Origin of the sequence: Streptomyces sp. NPDC005955 (genome assembly GCF_042871255.1) — a bacterium.
GTDB lineage: Bacteria > Actinomycetota > Actinomycetes > Streptomycetales > Streptomycetaceae > Streptomyces.
Genome location: NZ_JBIAIF010000012.1, coordinates 113,298 through 135,294, shown reverse-complemented (window position 1 = coordinate 135,294; position 21,997 = coordinate 113,298). Strand labels below are relative to the sequence as shown.

Annotated in this window: 18 protein-coding genes and 1 pseudogene; 1 reads left to right on the top strand and 18 read right to left on the bottom strand. The window is 72.0% G+C overall.

Features of this window, described 5'->3' with window-relative positions; translation table 11 throughout:
- Nucleotides 1-110 precede the first annotated feature (110 nt).
- The 6 genes and pseudogenes from carB to pyrR all read right to left on the bottom strand — a co-directional run bounded on the left by carB (nucleotide 111) and on the right by pyrR (nucleotide 8,233).
- Nucleotides 111-3,419 (bottom strand): carbamoyl-phosphate synthase large subunit, encoded by a 3,309-nt coding sequence (gene carB, locus ACFYOU_RS25605; protein ID WP_391308795.1) that lies wholly within the window; start codon nucleotides 3,417-3,419, stop codon nucleotides 111-113.
- The gene (gene carA / locus ACFYOU_RS25600) at nucleotides 3,412-4,569 is read right to left on the bottom strand and encodes a glutamine-hydrolyzing carbamoyl-phosphate synthase small subunit (RefSeq protein ID WP_387000942.1); all 1,158 of its coding nucleotides are present in this window, start codon (nucleotides 4,567-4,569) and stop codon (nucleotides 3,412-3,414) included. Before carA ends, carB begins: the two co-directional genes overlap by 8 nt.
- 54 nt (nucleotides 4,570-4,623) lie before the next feature.
- Nucleotides 4,624-5,169 (bottom strand): annotated as a pseudogene (locus tag ACFYOU_RS25595) (hypothetical protein); the annotation flags it as partial.
- A complete protein-coding gene (locus ACFYOU_RS25590; protein WP_389769205.1) occupies nucleotides 5,169-6,455 on the bottom strand; it encodes a dihydroorotase in 1,287 nt (428 codons plus the stop codon). The pseudogene ACFYOU_RS25595 and the gene ACFYOU_RS25590, both read right to left, overlap by 1 nt.
- Nucleotides 6,456-6,460: 5 nt before the next feature.
- Entirely contained in the window at nucleotides 6,461-7,438 is a 978-nt protein-coding gene (locus ACFYOU_RS25585) for an aspartate carbamoyltransferase catalytic subunit (protein WP_385494178.1), read from the bottom strand.
- 210 nt (nucleotides 7,439-7,648) lie between these two features.
- On the bottom strand, nucleotides 7,649-8,233 hold the full coding sequence (gene pyrR, locus ACFYOU_RS25580; protein WP_385494179.1) for a bifunctional pyr operon transcriptional regulator/uracil phosphoribosyltransferase PyrR: 585 nt from the start codon (nucleotides 8,231-8,233) through the stop codon (nucleotides 7,649-7,651).
- Between the two features lie 218 nt (nucleotides 8,234-8,451).
- Between pyrR and bldD the strand changes: the two genes are divergently transcribed.
- Complete coding sequence (gene bldD, locus ACFYOU_RS25575) at nucleotides 8,452-8,952, top strand: transcriptional regulator BldD (protein WP_189976704.1); 501 nt, start codon at nucleotides 8,452-8,454, stop codon at nucleotides 8,950-8,952.
- Nucleotides 8,953-9,263: 311 nt separating this feature from the next.
- Here the strand turns inward: bldD and nusB are convergent, their stop codons facing one another.
- The 12 genes from nusB to ACFYOU_RS25515 all read right to left on the bottom strand — a co-directional run bounded on the left by nusB (nucleotide 9,264) and on the right by ACFYOU_RS25515 (nucleotide 21,992).
- On the bottom strand, nucleotides 9,264-9,692 hold the full coding sequence (gene nusB, locus ACFYOU_RS25570; protein WP_389769208.1) for a transcription antitermination factor NusB: 429 nt from the start codon (nucleotides 9,690-9,692) through the stop codon (nucleotides 9,264-9,266).
- A 2-nt stretch (nucleotides 9,693-9,694) separates the two neighbouring features.
- Nucleotides 9,695-10,261, bottom strand: a complete 567-nt coding sequence (efp, locus tag ACFYOU_RS25565) for an elongation factor P (protein ID WP_385494181.1) — start codon at nucleotides 10,259-10,261, stop codon at nucleotides 9,695-9,697.
- Between the two features lie 72 nt (nucleotides 10,262-10,333).
- Complete coding sequence (locus ACFYOU_RS25560) at nucleotides 10,334-11,440, bottom strand: M24 family metallopeptidase (protein WP_391308791.1); 1,107 nt, start codon at nucleotides 11,438-11,440, stop codon at nucleotides 10,334-10,336.
- Nucleotides 11,441-11,506: 66 nt separating this feature from the next.
- Nucleotides 11,507-12,439 carry an AAA family ATPase gene (locus tag ACFYOU_RS25555; protein WP_391308899.1) on the bottom strand — a complete coding sequence of 311 codons (933 nt, stop codon included), beginning with the start codon at nucleotides 12,437-12,439 and terminating at the stop codon, nucleotides 11,507-11,509.
- 200 nt (nucleotides 12,440-12,639) lie between these two features.
- Complete coding sequence (gene aroB, locus ACFYOU_RS25550) at nucleotides 12,640-13,734, bottom strand: 3-dehydroquinate synthase (protein ID WP_391308790.1); 1,095 nt, start codon at nucleotides 13,732-13,734, stop codon at nucleotides 12,640-12,642.
- A complete protein-coding gene (locus tag ACFYOU_RS25545; RefSeq protein WP_387001040.1) occupies nucleotides 13,731-14,234 on the bottom strand; it encodes a shikimate kinase in 504 nt (167 codons plus the stop codon). The genes aroB and ACFYOU_RS25545 overlap by 4 nt, the downstream gene beginning before the upstream one ends.
- A gap of 113 nt (nucleotides 14,235-14,347) precedes the next feature.
- Nucleotides 14,348-15,532 carry a chorismate synthase gene (gene aroC / locus ACFYOU_RS25540; protein ID WP_389769218.1) on the bottom strand — a complete coding sequence of 395 codons (1,185 nt, stop codon included), beginning with the start codon at nucleotides 15,530-15,532 and terminating at the stop codon, nucleotides 14,348-14,350.
- 181 nt (nucleotides 15,533-15,713) lie between these two features.
- Nucleotides 15,714-16,556, bottom strand: coding sequence for a shikimate dehydrogenase (locus ACFYOU_RS25535; RefSeq protein ID WP_389774309.1), 843 nt, complete (start codon nucleotides 16,554-16,556; stop codon nucleotides 15,714-15,716).
- Entirely contained in the window at nucleotides 16,549-18,360 is a 1,812-nt protein-coding gene (gene mltG / locus ACFYOU_RS25530; protein ID WP_391308786.1) for an endolytic transglycosylase MltG, read from the bottom strand. The genes ACFYOU_RS25535 and mltG overlap by 8 nt, the downstream gene beginning before the upstream one ends.
- A 124-nt stretch (nucleotides 18,361-18,484) precedes the next feature.
- Complete coding sequence (gene ruvX / locus ACFYOU_RS25525) at nucleotides 18,485-18,949, bottom strand: Holliday junction resolvase RuvX (RefSeq protein WP_385756503.1); 465 nt, start codon at nucleotides 18,947-18,949, stop codon at nucleotides 18,485-18,487.
- Nucleotides 18,949-21,621, bottom strand: coding sequence for an alanine--tRNA ligase (gene alaS, locus ACFYOU_RS25520; RefSeq protein ID WP_391308784.1), 2,673 nt, complete (start codon nucleotides 21,619-21,621; stop codon nucleotides 18,949-18,951). The genes ruvX and alaS overlap by 1 nt, the downstream gene beginning before the upstream one ends.
- On the bottom strand, nucleotides 21,621-21,992 hold the full coding sequence (locus ACFYOU_RS25515) for a DUF6167 family protein (RefSeq protein ID WP_389774299.1): 372 nt from the start codon (nucleotides 21,990-21,992) through the stop codon (nucleotides 21,621-21,623). The genes alaS and ACFYOU_RS25515 overlap by 1 nt, the downstream gene beginning before the upstream one ends.
- Nucleotides 21,993-21,997 lie beyond the last annotated feature (5 nt).

The window sequence follows — 21,997 nt, the reverse complement described above, 5'->3', positions numbered from 1 at the left end:
ACGGGGGCACCGTCACCGGTGCCCCCGTGGGGTGGGTGCGCGGGGCGACCCGTCGGGCGGGAAGGGGCCGGCCCCCGCTTGCCGCAGCGGCCGGCCCGTGTTCCCCCGGGTCAGTCCCGGGCCGCGATCAGCCGCTCGGCGTGCTCCTGGAGCGAGCGCACCCCGACGTCCCCGCGGTTGAGGGCGTCGATGCCCTGCACGGCGGCGGCGAGCGCCTGGACCGTGGTCAGACAGGGCACGGACCGCGCCACGGCGGCGGTGCGGATGTCGTAGCCGTCGAGGCGGCCCCCGGTGCCGTACGGGGTGTTGACGATGAGGTCGACCTCGCCGTCGTGGATGAGCTGGACGATGGTCCGCTCCCCGTTCGGGCCCTCCCCCTCGGACTGCTTGCGCACCGCGGTGGCGTTGATGCCGTTGCGCTGGAGGACCTCGGCGGTGCCGGAGGTGGCGAGGAGTTCGAAGCCGTGGGCGACGAGTTCCCGCGCCGGGAAGATCATCGAGCGCTTGTCGCGGTTGGCGACGGAGATGAAGGCGCGGCCCTTGGTGGGCAGCGGCCCGTACGCCCCGGCCTGCGACTTGGCGTACGCGGTGCCGAAGACGGAGTCGATGCCCATGACCTCGCCGGTGGAGCGCATCTCCGGGCCGAGGATGGTGTCGACGCCGCGTCCGTGGATGTCGCGGAACCGCGACCACGGCATCACGGCCTCCTTGACGGAGATCGGCGCGTCGGGCGACAGGGTGCCGCCGTCACCGCGGGCCGGCAGCAGCCCCTCGGCCCGCAGCTGCGTGATGCTGGCGCCCAGCGAGATCCGGGCGGCGGCCTTGGCGAGCGGTACGGCGGTGGCCTTCGAGGTGAAGGGGACCGTACGGGAGGCGCGCGGGTTGGCTTCGAGGACGTAGAGGATGTCCCCGGCCATGGCGAACTGGATGTTGATCAGTCCGCGCACGCCGACGCCCCGGGCGATGGCCTCGGTGGAGGCGCGCAGCCGCTTGATGTCGAAGCCGCCGAGGGTGATCGGGGGCAGGGCGCACGCCGAGTCGCCGGAGTGGATGCCGGCCTCCTCGATGTGCTCCATCACGCCGCCGAGGTACAGCTCCTCGCCGTCGTAGAGCGCGTCGACGTCGATCTCGATGGCGTCGTCGAGGAAGCGGTCGACGAGCACCGGCCGGGACGGACTGATCTCGGTGGACTCGGCGATGTACGAGGACAGGCGGGTCTCGTCGTAGACGATCTCCATGCCGCGTCCGCCGAGCACGTAGGAGGGCCGGACGAGGACGGGGTAGCCGATCTCGTCGGCGATCGCCTTGGCCTCGGCGAAGGTGGTGGCGGTGCCGTGCTTGGGGGCGGGCAGCCCGGCCTCGGCGAGGACCCGGCCGAAGGCGCCGCGGTCCTCGGCGGCGTGGATGGCCTCCGGCGGGGTGCCCACGATCGGCACGCCGTTGTCCTTGAGGGCCTGGGCGAGGCCCAGCGGGGTCTGGCCGCCGAGCTGGACGACCACGCCCGCGATCGGGCCGGCCAGGGACTCCGCGTGGACGATCTCCAGGACGTCCTCCAGGGTGAGCGGCTCGAAGTAGAGCCGGTCGGAGGTGTCGTAGTCGGTGGAGACCGTCTCCGGGTTGCAGTTGACCATCACGGTCTCGTACCCGGCCTCGCTGAGCGCGAAGGAGGCGTGGACGCACGAGTAGTCGAACTCGATGCCCTGGCCGATGCGGTTGGGGCCCGAGCCGAGGATGATCACGGCGGGCTTGTCGCGCGGGGCGACCTCGCTCTCCTCGTCGTAGGACGAGTAGAAGTACGGCGTCCTGGCCGCGAACTCGGCGGCGCAGGTGTCGACGGTCTTGTAGACCGGGCGCACTCCGAGGGCGTGCCGGACCTCGCGGACCACGTCCTCGCGCAGACCGCGGATCTCGGCGATCTGGGCGTCGGAGAAGCCGTGCCGCTTGGCCTCGGCGAGGAGCTGGGGCTCCAGTCGGTCGGCGGCGGCGAGCTCGTCGGCGAGTTCCTTGATCAGGAAGAGCTGGTCGACGAACCAGGGGTCGATCTTCGTGGCGTCGAAGACCTCCTCGGGGGTGGCCCCGGCGCGGATGGCCTGCATGACGGCGTTGATCCGGCCGTCGGTGGGGCGGACGGCCTCGCGCAGCAGCTCGGCCTTGTCGCCGGGGTCGCCGACGAAGGTGAACTGGCTGCCCTTCTTCTCCAGCGAGCGCAGCGCCTTCTGGAGGGCCTCGGTGAAGTTGCGGCCGATGGCCATGGCCTCGCCCACCGACTTCATGGTGGTGGTGAGGGTGGAGTCGGCGGAGGGGAACTTCTCGAAGGCGAACCGGGGGGCCTTGACGACGACGTAGTCGAGGGTCGGCTCGAAGGAGGCCGGGGTCTGCTCGGTGATGTCGTTGGGGATCTCGTCCAGCGTGTAGCCGACGGCGAGCTTCGCCGCGATCTTGGCGATCGGGAAGCCGGTCGCCTTGGAGGCCAGTGCGGAGGAGCGGGAGACCCGGGGGTTCATCTCGATGACGATGACCCGGCCGTCCTCGGGGTTCACCGCGAACTGGATGTTGCAGCCGCCGGTGTCCACGCCGACCTCACGGATCACGGCGATGCCGATGTCCCGCAGGACCTGGTACTCGCGGTCGGTGAGGGTCATCGAGGGGGCCACGGTGATCGAGTCGCCGGTGTGCACGCCCATGGGGTCGAAGTTCTCGATGGAGCACACGACGACGACGTTGTCGTGCTTGTCGCGCATCAGCTCCAGCTCGTACTCCTTCCAGCCGAGGATGGACTCCTCCAGGAGCACCTCGGTGGTCGGCGAGAGGGTGAGGCCCTGTCCGGCGATGCGGCGCAGTTCCTCCTCGTCGTGGGCGAAGCCCGAGCCGGCGCCGCCCATGGTGAACGAGGGCCGGACGACGACGGGGTAGCCGCCCAGCTGCTCGACCCCCCCGAGGACGTCGTCCATGGTGTGGCAGATCACCGAGCGGGCGGACTCGCCGTGCCCGATCTTGGCGCGGACGGCCTCCACGACCTCCTTGAACAGCTCGCGGTCCTCGCCCTTGTTGATGGCCTCGACGTTGGCGCCGATCAGCTCGACGCCGTACTTGTCGAGGGTGCCCGCCTCGTGCAGCGAGATGGCCGTGTTCAGGGCGGTCTGACCACCGAGGGTGGGCAGCAGCGCGTCGGGGCGCTCCTTGGCGATGATCTTCTCGACGAACTCCGGGGTGATCGGCTCGACGTAGGTGGCGTCGGCGATCTCCGGGTCGGTCATGATCGTCGCCGGGTTGGAGTTCACCAGGACGACCCGCAGGCCCTCGGCCTTGAGGACCCGGCACGCCTGGGTGCCGGAGTAGTCGAACTCGGCGGCCTGGCCGATGACGATCGGGCCGGAGCCGATGACCAGGACGGACTGGATATCGGTGCGCTTAGGCACGCTGGCCCTCCATCAGGGTGACGAAGCGGTCGAACAGGTACGCGGCGTCGTGCGGACCCGCGGCGGCTTCGGGGTGGTACTGGACACTGAACGCGGGCTTGTCGAGGAGCCGCAGCCCCTCGACGACCTGGTCGTTCAGACAGACGTGGGAGACCTCGGCGCGGCCGTAGGGGGTGTCGCTGACCCGGTCGAGGGGGGCGTCGACGGCGAAGCCGTGGTTGTGCGCGGTGACCTCGACCTTGCCGGTCGTGCGGTCCTGCACGGGCTGGTTGATGCCCCGGTGGCCGTACTTCAGCTTGTAGGTGCCGAAGCCGAGGGCCCGGCCGAGGATCTGGTTGCCGAAGCAGATGCCGAACAGCGGGGTGCCGCGGTCCAGGACGGCGCGCATCACGGCGACCGGGTGGTCGGCGGTGGCGGGGTCGCCGGGACCGTTGGAGAAGAACACCCCGTCGGGGTCGACCGCTGCCACGTCCTCGATGGTCGCGGTCGCGGGCAGGACGTGCACCTCGATGCCGCGCTCGGCCATCCGGTGCGGGGTCATGCCCTTGATGCCGAGGTCGATCGCGGCGACGGTGAAGCGCTTCTCGCCGACCGCGGGGACCACGTACGGCTCCCGGGTGGCGACCTCGGCGGAGAGGTCGGCGCCCTTCATCTCGGGGGCCTGGCGGACCTCGGCCAGCATGGTGCCCTCGTCGGGGAGCGCGTTGCCGGAGAAGATCCCGACCCGCATGGCGCCGCGTTCGCGCAGGTGGCGGGTGAGGGCGCGGGTGTCGACGCCGGAGATCCCGACGACGCCCTGGGCGGCCAGTTCCTCGTCGAGGGAGCGGCGCGAGCGCCAGTTGGAGGGCACCCGGGCGGGGTCGCGGACGACGTACCCGGAGACCCAGATGCGGCGGGACTCGGGGTCCTCGTCGTTGACTCCCGTGTTGCCGATGTGCGGGGCCGTCATCACGACGACCTGCCGGTGGTACGAGGGGTCGGTCAGGGTCTCCTGGTAGCCGGTCATCCCGGTGGAGAACACCGCCTCGCCGAAGGTCTGGCCGACGGCTCCGTACGCGCGGCCCCGGAAGACGCGACCGTCCTCCAGGACGAGTACGGCGGGAACCCGGGTTCCCCTGGTGGAGGTCGGCTGCGCTGTCTGCGCGCTCATCGGTCCGCGCCTTCCGTGATGGTGGTGTGCAGGGGGGGTGTCCGCCGGGGCGGCGAGCGCCTCGACCCAGGCGGTGTGCTCGGCGGCGTGGTCGGAGCGGAAACCCGAGTCGATCAGCCGCTCGCCGTGGGCCCAGGTGATGACGAGCAGCCCGCCCTCGGCGAGGACCTTCCCGGCGATGCCCTTGTCGAGGCGGGCGCCGCGGATGCGGTCGGCGGGGACGAAGAAGTCGCTCGCTCCGGGACGGACCACGTCCAGGCCCTGTGCGGTGAGGGTCAGCTCGACCCTCGACCGGGCACCGAGGCCGTGCGCCACGATCCGGTCGAGCCACTGCCCCGCGGTGGTGGAGCCGTGGTAGCGGCCGTGCAGGGTGAGCTGCGGGGCGCCGGGGTCGGCGGGGGCGGTGGGCAGCTCGGGCAGGTCGTTCTGGAGGGTGCCGCGCCACTTCCAGCCCTCGCGCATCAACCAGTACACGAGCGCGACGAAGAGGACGAGGCCGACGAGCCAGCCGATCCGGGCGGCCCAGTCGGTGACTTCCGCCGATTTCCGCTCGGTGGCGAGCACGGAGAGGACTTCGGCACTGCGCAGGGGGTGAGGCATCACACGAGCTTCCCGTCGACGACCGTGGCACGGCCCCGCAGCCAGGTGTGGGTGACGCGTCCCGGCAGCTCGCGCCCCTGGTAGGGGGTGTTGCGGCTGCGGGAGGCGAAGCCCGCGGGGTCCACGGTTCCACGGTAAGCGGGATCGACGAGGGTCAGGTTGGCGGGCTCGCCCACCGAGACGGGACGGCCGTGTCCGGCGAGGCGTCCGATCTGTGCGGGGCGCACCGACATCCGGTCGGCGACCTGCGCCCAGTCGAGGAGTCCGGAGTCGACCATGGTGTGCTGGACGACGGACAGCGCGGTCTCCAGGCCCACCATGCCCATGGCGGCGGCGGCCCACTCGCAGTCCTTGTCCTCGTGCGGGTGCGGGGCGTGGTCGGTGGCCACGCAGTCGATGGTGCCGTCGGCGAGGGCCTCGCGCAGGGCCATGACGTCGGCCTCGGTGCGCAGCGGCGGGTTCACCTTGTAGACGGGGTCGTAGCTGCGGACCAGTTCGTCGGTGAGCAGGAGGTGGTGCGGGGTGACCTCGGCGGTGACGTCCCAGCCCTTGGACTTCGCCCAGCGGACGATCTCCACCGAGCCGGCGGTCGACAGGTGGCAGATGTGGACGCGGGAGCCGACGTGCGCGGCGAGCAGCACGTCCCGGGCGATGATCGACTCCTCGGCGACGGCGGGCCAGCCGCCGAGTCCGAGTTCGGCGGAGACGACGCCCTCGTTCATCTGGGCGCCCTCGGTGAGCCGGGGCTCCTGGGCGTGCTGGGCGACGACCCCGCCGAACGCCTTCACGTACTCCAGGGCCCGCCGCATGATCACCGCGTCGTCGACGCACTTGCCGTCGTCGGAGAAGACCATGACGCCGGCGGCGGAGTCGTGCATGGCGCCGAGCTCGGCGAGCTTCTTGCCCTCCAGACCGACGGTGACCGCGCCGACGGGCTGCACGTCGCAGTAGCCGTGTTCGCGGCCGAGCCGGTAGACCTGCTCGACGACGCCCGCGGTGTCGGCGACCGGGAAGGTGTTGGCCATGGCGTGCACGGCGGTGAACCCGCCGACGGCGGCGGCGCGGGTGCCGGTGAGGACGGTCTCGGAGTCCTCGCGGCCGGGCTCGCGCAGATGGGTGTGCAGGTCGACCAGGCCGGGCAGCAGGACGCGGCCCTCGGCCTCCACCACGGTGGCGCCTTCGGCGCTCAGTCCGGTGCCGAGGGCGGCGATGGTCTCGCCGTCGACGAGGACGTCCTGCGGTTCGCCGCCGAGCACCCGGGCACCGCGGATCAGGATCTTGCTCATGTCGGTTACTTCTCCTCGGTACGGGTGTGGGTGACGGCGGGCTCGTTGCCACCGAGCAGCAGGTACAGGACGGCCATCCGGATGGAGACGCCGTTGGTGACCTGTTCGATGGCGGTGCAGCGGGCGGAGTCGGCGACCTCGGCGGTGATCTCCATGCCGCGCACCATCGGGCCGGGGTGCATCACGATGGCGTGCTCGGGCATCCGCGCCATCCGGTCGGCGTCCAGGCCGTACCAGCGGGCGTACTCGCGCTCGGTCGGGAAGTAGGCGGCGTTCATCCGCTCCCGCTGGACGCGCAGCATCATCACGGCGTCGGACTTGGGCAGGACGCCGTCGAGGTCGTACGCCACCTCGCAGGGCCACTGGGAGACCCCGACGGGGACCAGGGTGGGCGGGGCGACCAGCGTGACCTCGGCGCCCAGGGTGTGCAGCAGGTCCACGTTGGAGCGGGCGACCCGGCTGTGCAGGATGTCGCCGACGATGGTGATCCGGCGGCCGGCGAGGTCCTGGCCGAGTCCGGCGTCGCGGCCGACGAGGCGGCGGCGCATGGTGAAGGCGTCCAGCAGGGCCTGGGTGGGGTGCTGGTGGGTGCCGTCGCCGGCGTTGATGACGTGGGCGTCGATCCAGCCGGAGGTGGCGAGCCGGTAGGGCGCGCCGGAGGCGCCGTGCCGGATGACGACGGCGTCGACGCCCATGGCCTCCAGGGTCTGTGCGGTGTCCTTGAGGGACTCGCCCTTGGAGACCGAGGAGCCCTTGGCGGTGAAGTTGATCACGTCGGCGGACAGCCGCTTCTCGGCGGCTTCGAAGGAGATCCGGGTCCGGGTCGAGTCCTCGAAGAAGAGGTTGACGACGGTACGGCCGCGCAGGGTCGGCAGTTTCTTGATCGGCCGGTCGGCGACCCGGGCCATCTCCTCGGCGGTGTCGAGGATGAGGACGGCGTCGTCACGGGTGAGGTCGGCGGCCGAGATGAGATGACGCTGCATCTGTCAGGCTCCGTAGGGCGGTTCGGGGGGATCGAGCGGGACGGTCCGGGAGGGCGTGCGGGGGCCGAGGGGGGGGTCGGCCCTGCCGGTCCGGACGGGTGCGCGGGAGGCCGGCGGCGGTCAGGCCGGGACGCCGCGTCGGGGACGCGGGGCGCCGGACGGGACGGCCGCGGCCCGGTGTTCACCCACCGGGCGGCACGGGGGGCGGGGTCATCCGGCGGGAGCGCCGGACTTCACCCCGAGCAGGACCGTGTCCCGCCCGTCCTCTTCGGCGAGTTGCACCCGGACCGTCTCCCGCAGCGAGGTCGGCAGGTTCTTGCCGACGTAGTCCGCGCGGATCGGCAGTTCGCGGTGGCCGCGGTCCACGAGGACCGCGAGCTGCACCGCGCGGGGGCGGCCGATGTCGTTCAGGGCGTCGAGGGCGGCCCGGATGGTGCGGCCGGAGAAGAGCACGTCGTCGACGAGGACGACCAGCCGTCCGTCGATCCCCTCGCCGGGGATCTCGGTGCGCGCGAGGGCGCGCGGCGGGTGCATCCGCAGGTCGTCGCGGTACATGGTGATGTCGAGGGAGCCGACCGGCACCTCACGCCCGGTGATCTCCGCGAGCTTGCCGGCGAGCCGCCGGGCGAGGAAGACGCCCCGGGTGGGGATGCCGAGGAGCACCACGTCGTCGGCGCCCTTGGCGCGTTCGACGATCTCGTGGGCGATGCGGGTCAGCACCCGAGCGATGTCGGGGGCTTCCAGGACGGGCCGCGCTGCGGCGCCGTCCGGGCTTTCGATGCTGCTGGTGTCCATAAGAAACGGACCTCCTTCTCCGCCTCACGGGACGGACCTTAAAGGACGTCGGAATTGCGCCATCCACGGTAGCAGGCCGCGCATTCCCCCAGTTCACCCCCTCACCGTGCGTCTCACGGCAAGGCAGGGAAGAGTCGGTGCTGACCGTTCGGCTTGACGCATGCAAGTCACGCTGCGTAACCTCACAGTGAGTCACCAGCCTTCGTCCGGGGAGCCTTATGTCCAGCGAATACGCCAAACAGCTCGGGGCCAAGCTCCGGGCCATCCGCACCCAGCAGGGCCTGTCACTCCACGGCGTCGAGGAGAAGTCCCAGGGCCGCTGGAAGGCAGTGGTGGTCGGTTCCTACGAGCGCGGTGACCGCGCCGTGACCGTCCAGCGCCTCGCCGAGTTGGCGGATTTCTACGGGGTGCCGGTCCAGGAGCTGCTGCCCGGCACCACGCCCGGCGGCGCCGCCGAGCCGCCGCCGAAGCTCGTCCTGGACCTGGAGCGCCTCGCCCACGTCCCGGCCGAGAAGGCGGGCCCGCTCCAGCGTTACGCCGCCACGATCCAGTCCCAGCGCGGCGACTACAACGGCAAGGTCCTCTCGATCCGCCAGGACGACCTGCGGACCCTCGCCGTCATCTACGACCAGTCCCCCTCGGTGCTCACGGAGCAGCTGATCAGCTGGGGCGTCCTGGACGCGGACGCCCGTCGGGCCGTTGCCCACGAGGAGAACTGACCTCCGCCCCCTCAGCAGAAACGTGCCGCCCGGAGCGGCACGGGCCCGGCAGGGTTCGTGCCGCTCCGGGCGGCTCTGCGTGTTCCGGGTGGGCGGGACGGTGCTCCGGGTGAACGGGGCGCGCCCCATCGCCGGAATCACCCGTTCGGCGGTATCCACTCACGGGCGTTCCCCGGCGACCCGGGCGACGGTCGGGGACGGGAGCCGGCTCGACCGGCCCGTGCAAGGCCCTGACGGCCCGCTGGGGGCGCGGGGGCGGCGCGGACGGGAGAAGCCCCCACCGTGGGACGGCAGGGGCTCCTGTGACCGCGTCAGGCCCTGCGCAGGCCGGGCTTCAGCTCCTTGAGCCGCCCCAGCAGCCCGTTGATGAAGGACGGGGACTCATCGGTGGAGAACTCCTTGGCCAGCTCGACGGCCTCGTCGATCACCACCGCGTCGGGCGTCCCGTCGACCCAGATGAGCTCGTACGCGCCGAGCCGCAGGATGTTCCGGTCCACGACGGGCATCCGGTCCAGCGTCCACCCCACGGAGTACTGCGCCAGCAGCTCGTCGATGCGCTGCTCGTACTGCGCGTACCCCTCGACCAGCTCCATGGTGAATTCGCTGACCGGCGGTTGACGGGTGTCGGTGCGCGAGTGCCGCACCCAGTCCGCGAGGACGGTCAGCACGTCGACCCCGCGCTGGTCGCCCTCGAAGAGGATCTGGAAGGCGCGCTTGCGAGCCGTGTTCCGGGCAGCCACGGTTAGCTGTTCACCCGGCCGAGGTAGTCGCCCGAACGCGTGTCGACCTTGATCTTCTCACCGGTGGTGATGAAGAGCGGAACCTGGATCTCGAACCCGGTCTCCAGCTTCGCGGGCTTGGTGCCGCCCGTGGAGCGGTCGCCCTGGACGCCCGGCTCGGTCTCCGCGATGACCAGCTCGACCGCGGTGGGCAGCTCCACGAAGAGCACGCTGCCCTCGTTCTGCGCCACGGTGGCCTCGAAGCCCTCCAGGAGGAAGTTCGCGGCGTCGCCCACGGTCTTGCGGTCGATGTGGAGCTGGTCGTAGGTCTCCATGTCCATGAAGACGAAGTAGTCGCCGTCCATGTAGGAGAACTGCATGTCGCGCTTGTCGACGGTGGCCGTCTCGACCTTGACGCCGGCGTTGAAGGTCTTGTCGACGACCTTCCCGGACAGCACGTTCTTGAGCTTGGTGCGCACGAAGGCAGGGCCCTTGCCGGGCTTGACGTGCTGGAACTCGACGACGGACCAGAGCTGGCCCCCGTCGAGCTTGAGCACCATGCCGTTCTTGAGGTCGTTCGTGGAAGCCACGGTTGCGGAATCTCCTGGACTGACGTGGACGACCGACGGGGCCCGCGTCCGGCGGCTCAGCGTGTGCTGAGGCTAGAGCGCCAGCAGCTCCTTGGTCGTGATGGTGAGTAGCTCGGGTCCGCCGTCCGCGTCGGAGCGGACGACGAGCGTGTCATCGATCCGGACCCCGCCCCGGCCGGGGAGGTGAACCCCCGGCTCGACGGTGACCGGCACACAAGCGTCCAGTTTACCCATGGCTGAGGGGGCGAGCTGCGGGTCCTCGTCGTTTTCGAGTCCCACACCGTGCCCCGTCCGCGGGGGAACGCCCTCCCGGTGCCCCGCCGACTCCAGTACGTGGCGGGCCGCACGGTCCACGTCACGGCAGGCGGCGCCGGGGGTCAGCGCCTCCCGACCGGCGCGCTGAGCGGCGAAGACGGCGTCGTACAGCTCGATCTGCCAGTCCGCGGGCGAGGTCCCGATGACGAAGGTGCGCCCGATCTCGCACCGGTAGCCACGGTAGGCGGCGCCGAGGCAGACCGACAGGAAGTCGCCCTCCTCGACCCTCCGGTCGGTGGGCCGGTGTCCGACCCGGCCCGCGTCCGGACCGGTCCCGACCGAGGTGGCGAACGCGGGACCGTCGGCCCCGTGGTCGACCAGCCGGCGTTCGAGCTCCAGGGCGAGGTGCCGTTCGGTGCGGCCGACCAGGATGGATTCGAGGAGTTCGCCCAGCGCCTGGTCGGCGATCTCGGCGGCGATCCGCAGACAGGCGATCTCGTCCTCGTCCTTGACCAGCCGGAGCTGTTCGACCACCCCGCCGACGTCGGCCAGCCGCAGCCCCGGGGCGGCGGTGGCGACGGCACGGTGACGGGCGACCGTCAGATGGTGCTCCTCGACGGCGAGCGCATCGGCGCCGTGGGCCGCGGCGAGGGTGGCCGCGGTGACCGCGGTGTCGCCCCGCGGGTCCGGCAGGGCCTGGGTGAGGAGGCCGTCGTCGGGCTGCGGGTCACCGGGGCGTGCGTCCGGGGACTCGGCGAGGACCAGCAGGTCACCGTCGTCCTTCAGCAGCAGGACCGCCCCGGGCGGGGCGGCTCCGGCGAGGTAGCGGACGTTGGCGGGGCGGGAGACGAGTGCCGCCGCGGTACCGCCGGCCGCGGTGCGTTCCCGGAGACGGTCCCGGCGGGCTGCGTAGACCTCTGCCATGTCCCGAGCGTACGAGCGGCGGGGCGAAAGGGCCCGGTCAGCTCGTCCGGACGGGCTCTTCGGGGGTCACCAGGCGGGCGGGCTGGTGACCGATCGGGTGAGGACCTCGTCGAGCACCCGGGCGGTGGCGGGGACGTCGAGTTGGGAGTTGTCGATGATGGGCAGGCCCGAGCCGTACCAGCCGGCCATCCGGCCGTGGATGCGGGCGACCTCCTCGTCGGTGAGCCGGCGGTTGCCCCGACGCTTGGCGTTGCGCTCCAGGACGATCTCCAGGCCCGGCAGCAGGACGACGGGCAGCAGCCCCGGTCCCACGTGCCGTTTCCAGCCGCCGAGGCCGACCACCGGACGGTCGGGGAACACGGCGTCGTCGAGGATGCAGGAGATGCCGTTGGCGAGGAAGTTGCGCGCGGCGAAGCCGCAGGTGCGGCGGGCCAGGCGGTACTGCGCCTCGGAGTGGTCGTTCCACCCGGCCTGCGGGTCGGCGAATCCGGAGCGGACCCATTCGCGCACGTCGTCGAGGCTGATGTGCGCCGTGGGGACCCGTCGGTGCTCCGCCCAGTACTGGGCGACGCTGGTCTTGCCGGCGCCCGCCGGGCCGATCAGCAGCACGGCGAGGGTGGTCGCCGTCAGGTCGGCCGCCGAAGGAGCCGGCCCGGGGTTCGGGACGGCGACCGGGCCGCCGGGGGGCAGCCGGACCTGGCCGGTGGCGTCCGGTCCGGGCGGCGGGAGGTGACCCGGCGGGGGCGGACCTGCGGGCGGTGGGCCGGGGGGAACGGCGGGCCGCGCAGGACTGGCCGGCCGGGCGGGCGGCGGACTCGCCGGGTGGGCGGGCGGCGGGCCGTGCGGGTGGCCGGGGGGCGGACCGGGCGGGTGGGCGCCCCGTGCCGCCGGGGGGAACCCCCGGGGTGCGGCGGCGGGCGGTACCGGCGGGCCGGGGGGCGGCCAGCCGGGGCCCGACCTCCCGTTCGGTGGCAGCGGTGCTCCCCCTGCGTGCTGCATCCGGTGCCACTCCGTCTCCTGCCGGTCCGTCCCGCTGCTCACCGGGACGGAGGAACGCGTCTCGTACAGGCAACTGGCGGCGGCCGGGGAGAAGTTCCCGAGCGACCCGCCCCGCTCCCCCCGGCACGGGGGGAGCGCCCCGAAACGGTACCCGGCCCGGGCCGGGCCGTGGGTCCGCCGGGGAAGGTTTCCCCCGGGGGTTACTCGGCCACTTCCCCGTACGCGGCGAGCAACACCGCCGGATCGGGTCCTTCCAGGACCGTGGGCCGGGCGAGGCCGTCGAGGACGATGAAGCGCAGCAGGTCGCCCCGGGACTTCTTGTCGACCTTCATGGTCTCCAGCAGCTTGGGCCACTGGTCGTAGCGGTAGCTGAGCGGCAGCCCGACGGACTCCAGGACCGCGCGGTGCCGGTCGGCGGTCGCGTCGTCCAGACGTCCGGCGAGCCGTCCCAGTTCGGCGGCGAAGTGCATGCCGACGGCGACCGCGGCCCCGTGCCGCCACTGGTAGCGCTCGTTCTTCTCGATGGCGTGCGCCAGGGTGTGGCCGTAGTTGAGGATCTCGCGGCGGCCGGACTCCTTCAGGTCACCGGAGACGACCTCGGCCTTGACCTTGATGGCCCGTTCGATGAGTTCCGCGGTGTGCGGTCCTGCGGGGGTCCGGGCCGCCGCGGGGTCGGCCTCGATCAGGTCGAGGATCGCCGGGTCGGCGATGAAGCCGGCCTTGATGATCTCGGCGAGTCCGGAGACGTAGTCGTTGACCGGCAGCGACTCCAGTGCGGCGAGGTCGCACAGCACCCCGGCGGGCGGGTGGAAGGCGCCGACGAGGTTCTTGCCCTCGGCGGTGTTGATGCCGGTCTTGCCGCCCACGGCCGCGTCGACCATGCCGAGGACGGTGGTGGGCACGGCGATCCAGCGGACCCCGCGCAGCCAGCTCGCGGCCACGAAGCCGGCGAGGTCGGTGGTGGCGCCGCCGCCCACCCCGACGATCACGTCGGTGCGGGTGAACCCGGACTGGCCCAGCGCCTTCCAGCAGTACGCGGCGACCTCGGCGGTCTTCGCCTCCTCCGCGTTGGGCACCTGGATGGCCACCGCTTCGAAGCCCTGCCCGGCGAGGTCGGCGCGCAGCGCCTCACCGGTTTCGGCCAGGGCCTCGGGGTGGATCACCGCGACGCGCTTGACCCGGTCGCCGATCAGCGGGCCCAGCTCGCCGAGCAGCTGGTGGCCGACGAGCACCTCGTACGGTTCGGTGCCGGCGGTGCCGGCGACCTCGATGCGGATGGGTTCCTGCGCGGTCATGGGGTGTTCTCCTGCGGAGGGTCGGTGGGCAGCCCGAGCGCGTCGAGGACCGCCCGGGCGACCTCCTCGGGGCCGCGTCCGTCCGTCGGGACGACGGCGCGGGCCACCTCGGTGTACAGCGGAAGGCGCGCCTCCATCAGTTCCCGCCACTGACGGCGGGGGTTGACGGCGAGCAGCGGGCGGGCGACGTTGAGCCCGGTGCGGCGCACGGCCTCGTCCACGTCCATCGACAGGAAGACGACGGGGTGGGCGGCGAGCAGCGCACGGGTGTCGGGGTCGAGGACGGCCCCGCCGCCCAGGGCGAGGACGCCGTGGTGGGTGGCGAGGGCCTCGCGCACGGCCGCCTTCTCGACGGCGCGGAAGTAGGGCTCGCCCTCGTCCACGAAGAGGTCGGCGATGGGGCGGCCCTCGGCGGTGACGATGTCGTCGTCGGTGTCCCGGTAGGGGCGGTGCAACTGCTCCGCGAGCAGCGCCCCCACGGTGGACTTGCCGACGCCCATGGGACCGACCAGAACGACGACCGGACCGCCGGGACCGGTGGGTCCCGTCGTGTCCGCGCCGGTGCCGGCGGCCCCCCGCGTCGAGGGCGACCCGGATGTGTCGGGCACCGTCGTCACCGGATGTGCAGGTTGTCGAGGTAGGACCGGACGTTGCGGCGGGTCTCGGGCACGCTGTCGCCGCCGAACTTCTCGGCCACCGCGTCCGCGAGGACGAGGGCCACCATGGCCTCGGCGACGATCCCGGCGGCCGGGACCGCACAGACGTCGGAGCGCTGGTGGTGGGCCTGGGTGGCCTCGCCGGTCACCACGTCGACGGTGGCGAGGGCCCGCGGCACGGTGGCGATGGGCTTCATCGCGGCCCGCACCCGCAGCAGTTCACCGGTGGTGAGGCCGCCCTCGGTGCCGCCGGAGCGGCCGGTGGAGCGGCGCAGTCCCTCGGGGGTGCTGACGATCTCGTCGTGGGCCTGGGAGCCCGGGACGCGCGCCAGGTCGAAGCCGTCGCCGAGTTCCACGCCCTTGATCGCCTGGATGCCCATGAGCGCGGCGGCGAGCCGGGCGTCGAGCCGGCGGTCCCAGTGGACGTGCGAGCCGAGGCCGACGGGCACGCCGTAGGCGAGGACCTCGACCACTCCGCCGAGGGTGTCGCCGTCCTTGTGGGCCTGGTCGATCTCGGCGACCATTGCCTTCGAGGCGTCGGCGTCGAGGGAGCGCACCGGGTCGGCGTCCAGCTTCTCGACGTCGCCGGGCACCGGCAGGACGCCGTACGGGGCCTTGGCCGCCGCGAGTTCCACGACGTGGCTGACGATCTCGATGCCCGCGGTCTCCTTGAGGTAGGAGCGGGCGACCGCGCCGAGCGCGACCCGGGCCGCGGTCTCCCGGGCGGAGGCGCGTTCCAGGATCGGACGGGCCTCGTCGAAGCCGTACTTCTGCATGCCCGCGAGGTCGGCGTGGCCGGGGCGCGGACGGGTCAGGGGCGCGTTGCGGGCCTGGTTGGCGAGTTCGGCGGGGTCGACCGGGTCGGCCGCCATGATCTGTTCCCACTTGGGCCACTCGCTGTTGCCGATCATGATCGCGACCGGGGAACCGAGGGTGAGTCCGTGTCGGACGCCACCGATGAAGGTGACCTCGTCGCGTTCGAACTTCATCCGGGCGCCGCGCCCGTACCCGAGGCGCCGCCGCGCTAGGTGGTCCGCCACCATCTCCGTGGTGATCGGGACACCGGCGGGAAGGCCTTCCAGCGTCGCCACCAAAGCGGGTCCGTGGGACTCCCCCGCCGTCAGCCAGCGCAACCTGCTCAAGGGTGCTCCTCTGTTCGCGCACGCAACTGGGCGGCACGACCGGGTGCGCGGTCCCGGCCCCGCCACCCCCGATCTTCCCACGTCCGCGGCGGTTACCCGTTCGAAGGTCCAGCAAGCGGACGCCGGGGCCCGCGAACCGCCGCGCCGGTCGGCTCCGGCGGGGCGGTTCGCGGGCCGGTGCTCAGCGGGCGGCCAGCGCCCGTTCCCCGGCCTGCCGCATGGCGGCCAGCGGGGCCGGGGTGCGCCCGGTCATCTGCTCGACCTGGATGACGGCCTGGTGGACCAGGAGGTCGAGTCCGCTGACGACGGCGCCCCCGTAGGCGGACCAGCGGGCCGCCAGCGCCGTGGGCCACGGCTCGTACAGCACGTCGAAGAGGGTCGCCACACGCTCCGGCAACGCGGCGGCGAGGGCGTCGGTGGTCCCGGCCGGGGTGGTGGCGATGACGAGGGGGGCGTGCAGGGCACGGGCGGCGTCGGCCCAGTCCGCGGTGCGGACCTCGACGCCGAGGCGTTCGCCCCACTGGCGCATCTCGGCGGCCCGGGCGGCGCTGCGGACGTAGGCGGTGATCTCACCGGTGCAGATCCGGGCGAGCGCGGCCAGCGCGGAGGAGGCGGTGGCCCCCGCACCGAGCACGGCAGCGGACTCCACGCTCTCCACTCCGTGTTCGCGCAGGGCGGCGACCATGCCGGGGACGTCGGTGTTGTCGCCGGTGCGACGGCCGTCCTCGGTGAGCACGACCGTGTTGACCGCCTCGACCGACGCGGCGGTTTCGCTGACCGAGTCGAGCAGGGGTATGACGGCGCGTTTGAGGGGCATGGTCAGGGACAGCCCCGCCCACTCGGGGCCGAGTCCCGCCAGGAAGTCGGGCAGCGCCGCCTCGTCCACCTCGAACCGTTCGTAGCTCCAGTCGGCCAGCCCCAGTTCGGCGTAGGCCGCTCGGTGCAGGACCGGGGAGAGCGAGTGGGCGATGGGCGAGCCGAGGACGGCCGCCCGACGACGGCTCCGGTCGGTGGGCTCACTCACCGTTCTTGCGCCGCTCATTGAATTCCGCCACCAGTTCCTCGTGCTCGGCCAACGTCTCGGTGAACTTGGTCGTCTTGCCGTCGATGGAGACGAAGAACATCCAGTCGCCGCCGTCCGGCTCGATGGCGGCGCGCAGGGCGTCCTCGCCGGGATTGCCGATCGGTCCGGGCGGCAGTCCCTCGACGAAGTACGTGTTGTAGGGGTGGTCGTAGTTGCGGATCTCCCTGGTGGAGATGTCGATCTTGCTCTGGTTCTTCAGGTAGTTGTAGCTGGAGTCGAACTCGATCTTCCGGTTGGTGGCCGTGTTGTCCGGCTTGAGCCGGTTGTAGACGACGGCTGCCATCTTCTTGAAGTCGTCGTGCGTCATGCCCTCGGCCTGGACCAGGCTGGCGACCGTGATGACTTCGAGGGGGTTCTTGAGCCCCACCTCACGGGCCTTGGCCTGGAGGTCGTAGGTCTCGTACTGGTTCTTGGCCCGGGTGACCATCTTCTTCAGGACGTCCGCCGGTTTCATGCCCTCGGCCACGGGATAGCTGGACGGGTAGAGGAAGCCCTCCAGCGGGTCCTTCCGGTCGCCCGCGCCGTTCATCGCCCAGTCCGGCAGACCGAGCGACTTCCACTGGGCGGAGGCGACGCCCTTGGTGGTGCCCCCGGGCAGGTCGAGTCGCTTGTCGATCTGCTCGTACACCCAGATGTTGCGGCGGCCCTCGGCGATGATGAGGTTGTTGCGGCTCTTGGGGCTGAGCATGAGTTCGAGGGCGCTGGCCGCGGACATCTCCTTGCGGAGCGTGTAGACGCCGTCCTGGACGGTGTTGCCCTTGGGGTGCTGCTGCTGCGCGGAGACGAACGCGTCGACGCTCTTGATGACCCCGGCTTCCTTGAGCTTCTGACCGATGACGTAGCCGCCCGAGTCCTTGGGGATCTCGACGGACACCGTCGTGGTCAGGCCGTCGCCGGCGAAGTCGGCCGGCTCGCCGAACCGGTCCTGGTAGAACTGGTAGCCGAAGTAGCTGACGGCGCCGAGGCCGCCCACGAACACCGCGGTCACCAGCAGGCAGGCGCAGCCGTTGCGGCGCTTCTGCTTTCCCTTGCCGCCCCGGGAGCGGCGGTCCCCGTCCCGGCCGGACGGCTCGTCGTCGTACTCGTCGTCGTACCCGTCGGCGTCGGGACCGCGGGGGGCCGCGGGGGCGCCGCGGCCGGAGTCCGCGAAGAAGCCCTCCTCCGGACCGTCACGGTCCGGGTCCCAGTCCTGACGACCGTCGCCCCGGGCCGGTTCCTCTTCGGGTTCGGGCTCGGGGCGCCGTCGGGCGGGGGGCTCCGGCGGGGGGTACGCCTCGGGAGTGCCGTAGTAGTCGGGGGGCTCGACGCCGTACGCCTCGGGCTGCCCGGGGTAGGTCCCGGTCGGGTCGGTGCCGTAGGGGATCTGTCCGGGCTGGGCCGTCTCCCAGCCCCCCTGGTACTGCTGGCCGTAGCCGTCCGACTGGGCCGGTGCGGTCTGCGCGGCCCACTGGTCGTAGCCCTGGGGGACCTGCTGGTCGTACCCCGGGGAGACCTGCTGGTCGTAGCCCTGGGGAACCTGCTGCTGGACGTACTCCTGCTGGTGCTGGTGCTGCTGCTGGTGCTGCGGGAAGTGACCGGGCTGGCCCTGGTGACCGTACTGCTCGCCCTGCGGGTACTGCTGGTGACCCGTCTGCGGGGACTGGCCGGGGTGGCCCTGCTGCTGGCCCTCCCATCCGACGTCCCCGTACAACGGGTCCTCCGGATACCACGGTTCGGAGCCCTGGCCCCGGCCATAATCAGTCATCTGTCCCCATCGAGCCGCGAGGCGGGGCACGTGAGCACTCGCGGCGCGCCGTCGCACCCACCTCTTTGCTGTGCGGGGGCTGTTCGAACACCACCGCATCGCGCGGAACGTTACCGTATCGCGATCAGATGACCACTTCGACGCCCTCGCCGGGTGCCTCGCCTGACGCCCGTTCGGACTCCAGAGCGTTCTGGAGGATCACCACAGCGGCAACCTGGTCGATGACAGACCGACCCTTTCGGGACGTGACGCCCGAGGCGCGCAGTCCCTGGCTGGCCGTAATTGTGGTCATCCTCTCGTCCACCAGGCGCACCGGGACGGGCGCGATCGTGGTGGCGAGCCGTCCGGCGAAGGTGCGGACCTTCGCCGCCGCCGGACCTTCACCGCCCCGCAACGAACGCGGGAGTCCGACGACGACCTCGATCGGCTCGTACTCGTCGACGAGCTGGCGCAGCCGCCGGTGGGCGGCCGGGACGTCCCGTCCCGGCACGGTCTCCACCGGCGTCGCGAGGATGCCGTCGGGGTCGCAGGAGGCGACACCGATCCGGGCGTCACCCACGTCGATCGCCAGTCTGCGGCCCCGGCGCATCAGGCGGCGGTTTCCGCGACGAGCCGTTCGACGGCGCCGACGGCGTCCCCGATCGCAGCGGCGTTCTGACCGCCGCCCTGGGCGACGTCGGGCTTGCCGCCGCCACCTCCGCCGAGGGTCTTGGCGGCGGTGCGGACCAGGTCGCCGGCCTTCAGACCGCGCTCACGGGCCGCCTCGTTGGTGGCGATGACGGTGAGCGGCTTGCCGCCCGAGGTGGTGAACAGGGCCACGACGACGGCGCGCCCGCCCTGTACCCGGCCCCGGACGTCGAGCACCAGCTTGCGCAGGTCGTCGGCGGTGGTGCCGTCCGGGACCTGACCGGTGACGAGGGCGACCCCGTGGACGTCCTTGGCGGACTCGGCGAGACCGGCGGCGGCCTGGAGCACCTTCTCCGCGCGGAACCGCTCGATCTCCTTCTCCGCGTCCCGCAGCTTGGCGAGCATGCCGGAGATCTTCTCGGGCAGTTCCTCGGCGCGGCCCTTGACCAGCTCCTGGAGCTGGGCGACGACGGTGTGCTCACGGGCCAGGAAGTTGTACGCGTCGACGCCGACGAGGGCTTCGATGCGGCGGACCCCGGAGCCGATCGACGACTCGCCGAGCAGCTTGACCAGCCCGAGCTGGGCGGTGTTGTGGACGTGGGTGCCGCCGCACAGCTCCTTGGAGAAGTCGCCGATGGTGACGACCCGGACCCGCTCGCCGTACTTCTCGCCGAACTCGGCGATGGCGCCCTGCTTCTTGGCCTCGTCGATGCTCATGACCTCGGCGTGCACGGCGAGGTCGTGGGAGAGCACCTCGTTGATCCGCTGTTCGACGTCCGTGAGGACGGTGCCGGGCACCGCGGCCGGGGACCCGAAGTCGAACCGGAAGCGGCCGGGCTGGTTCTCGGAACCGGCCTGGGCGGCCGTCGGGCCGAGGGCGTCCCGCAGCGCCTGGTGGGTGAGGTGGGTGGCCGAGTGGGCACGGGCGATGGCGGTGCGCCGACGCACGTCGATGGTGGCGTGGGCGGCGGCGCCGAGCGTGACCTCGCCGACCTGGACGACGCCCTTGTGGACGTAGACGCCGGGGACCGGCTTCTGGCAGTCGCGGACCTCGACCACGGCGCCCGAGTCCAGCCGGATGCGACCGGTGTCGCCGATCTGGCCGCCGCCCTCGGCGTAGAACGGGGTGCGGTCGAGGACGATCTCCACCTGGTCGCCCTCGGTGGCGGCCGGCGAGGCGACACCGTCCACCAGGATGCCGACGACCCGCGACTCGCCCTCGGTGTCGGAGTAGCCGATGAAGTCCGTCTCGCCGGCGCTGTCGGCGATCTCCCGGTAGGCGCCGAGGTCGGCGTGACCGGTCTTCTTGCCGCGGGCGTCGGCCTTGGCGCGCTCCCGCTGCTCCTTCATCAGCCGGCGGAAGCCGTCCTGGTCGACGGCGAGGCCCTGCTCGGCCGCCATCTCCAGGGTGAGGTCGATGGGGAAGCCCCAGGTGTCGTGCAGCAGGAACGCCTTGTCGCCGGAGAGCACGGTGCCCCCGCCGGCCTTGGTCTCCGTGACGGCGGAGTCGAGGATGTTGGTGCCGGCCTTCAGGGTCTTGAGGAAGGCGGCCTCCTCGGCGAGGGCCACGACCTCGATGCGGCCGCGCTCGCCCTCCAGCTCCGGGTACTGCTCGGCCATGGAGCGGATGACGGTGTCCACCAGCTCGCCGACGACGGGACCGGTGGCGCCCAGCAGCCGCATGTTGCGGACGGCCCGGCGCATGATGCGGCGCAGCACGTAGCCGCGGCCCTCGTTGCCGGGGGTCACGCCGTCGCCGATGAGCATCACGGAGGTGCGCATGTGGTCGGAGACCACGCGCAGCGCCACGTCGCTCTCGTGGGTCTTGCCGTAGGCGACGCCGGTCAGCTCGGTGGCCTTGTCGATCACGACCCGGGAGGTGTCGATCTCGTACATGTTGTGCACGCCCTGGAGGATCATGGCGAGCCGTTCGAGACCGAGGCCGGTGTCGATGTTCTTGTTCGGCAGTTCGCCGAGGATCTCGAAGTCCTCCTTGCCGGTGCCCTCGCCGCGCTCGTACTGCATGAACACGAGGTTCCAGATCTCGACGTACCGCTCGTCGTTGACGGCGGGGCCGCCCTCGACGCCGAACTCGGGGCCGCGGTCGTAGTTGATCTCGGAGCAGGGGCCGCAGGGGCCGGGGACGCCCATGGACCAGAAGTTGGGTCCCTTGCCCAGGCGCTGGATGCGCTCGGCGGGGACGCCGACGACGTCGCGCCAGATGCGCTCGGCCTCGTCGTCCTCCTCGTAGACCGTGATCCACAGCCGCTCGGGGTCGAGGGCGTAGCCGCCGTCCGCGAGGGAGCTGGTCAGCAGCTCCCAGGCGTACTTGATGGCGCCTTCCTTGAAGTAGTCCCCGAAGGAGAAGTTGCCGCACATCTGGAAGAACGTGCCGTGCCGGGTGGTCTTGCCGACCTCTTCGATGTCCGGGGTGCGCACGCACTTCTGGACGCTGGTGGCACGGGCGTAGGGGGGCTTGACCTCGCCGAGGAAGTACGGCTTGAAGGGGACCATGCCCGCCGGGACCAGGAGCAGCGTGGGGTCGTCCGCGATCAGCGACGCCGACGGCACGACGGTGTGCCCGCGCTGCTCGAAGAAGCGCAGCCAGCGACGGCGGATTTCAGCCGACTCCATCAGTGGTCCTCATTCCGGTTGTCCTTGTGCGAATACAGGTCCGAACGCGTGCGGTGACCGAGGTGTTCCGGTGCGTTCGGGCCGACTGGGGGGTAGCTGTCGAGGGCGGCGCGGCGCGGCGCGGGCAGCTCGTGGTGGTCGACCGGGTCGTGCAGACCGAGCGCGTCGCCGAGTTCGGCTTCGCGCTGGAGCATGCCGGCGCGGACGTCGAGGGCGAACTCCCGGACCCGGTGGCCCGCGTCGACGGCCTTGTTGGCGGCCTGGGCGGCGAGGCTCTCGGGCGTCAGCTGCTTGAGCTTGCGGTGGACCTTGGTGGTGGCCCAGACCCCGGCAGCGGCGCCCGCGGTGAACCAGAACGTACGGCGGAACATCGCGT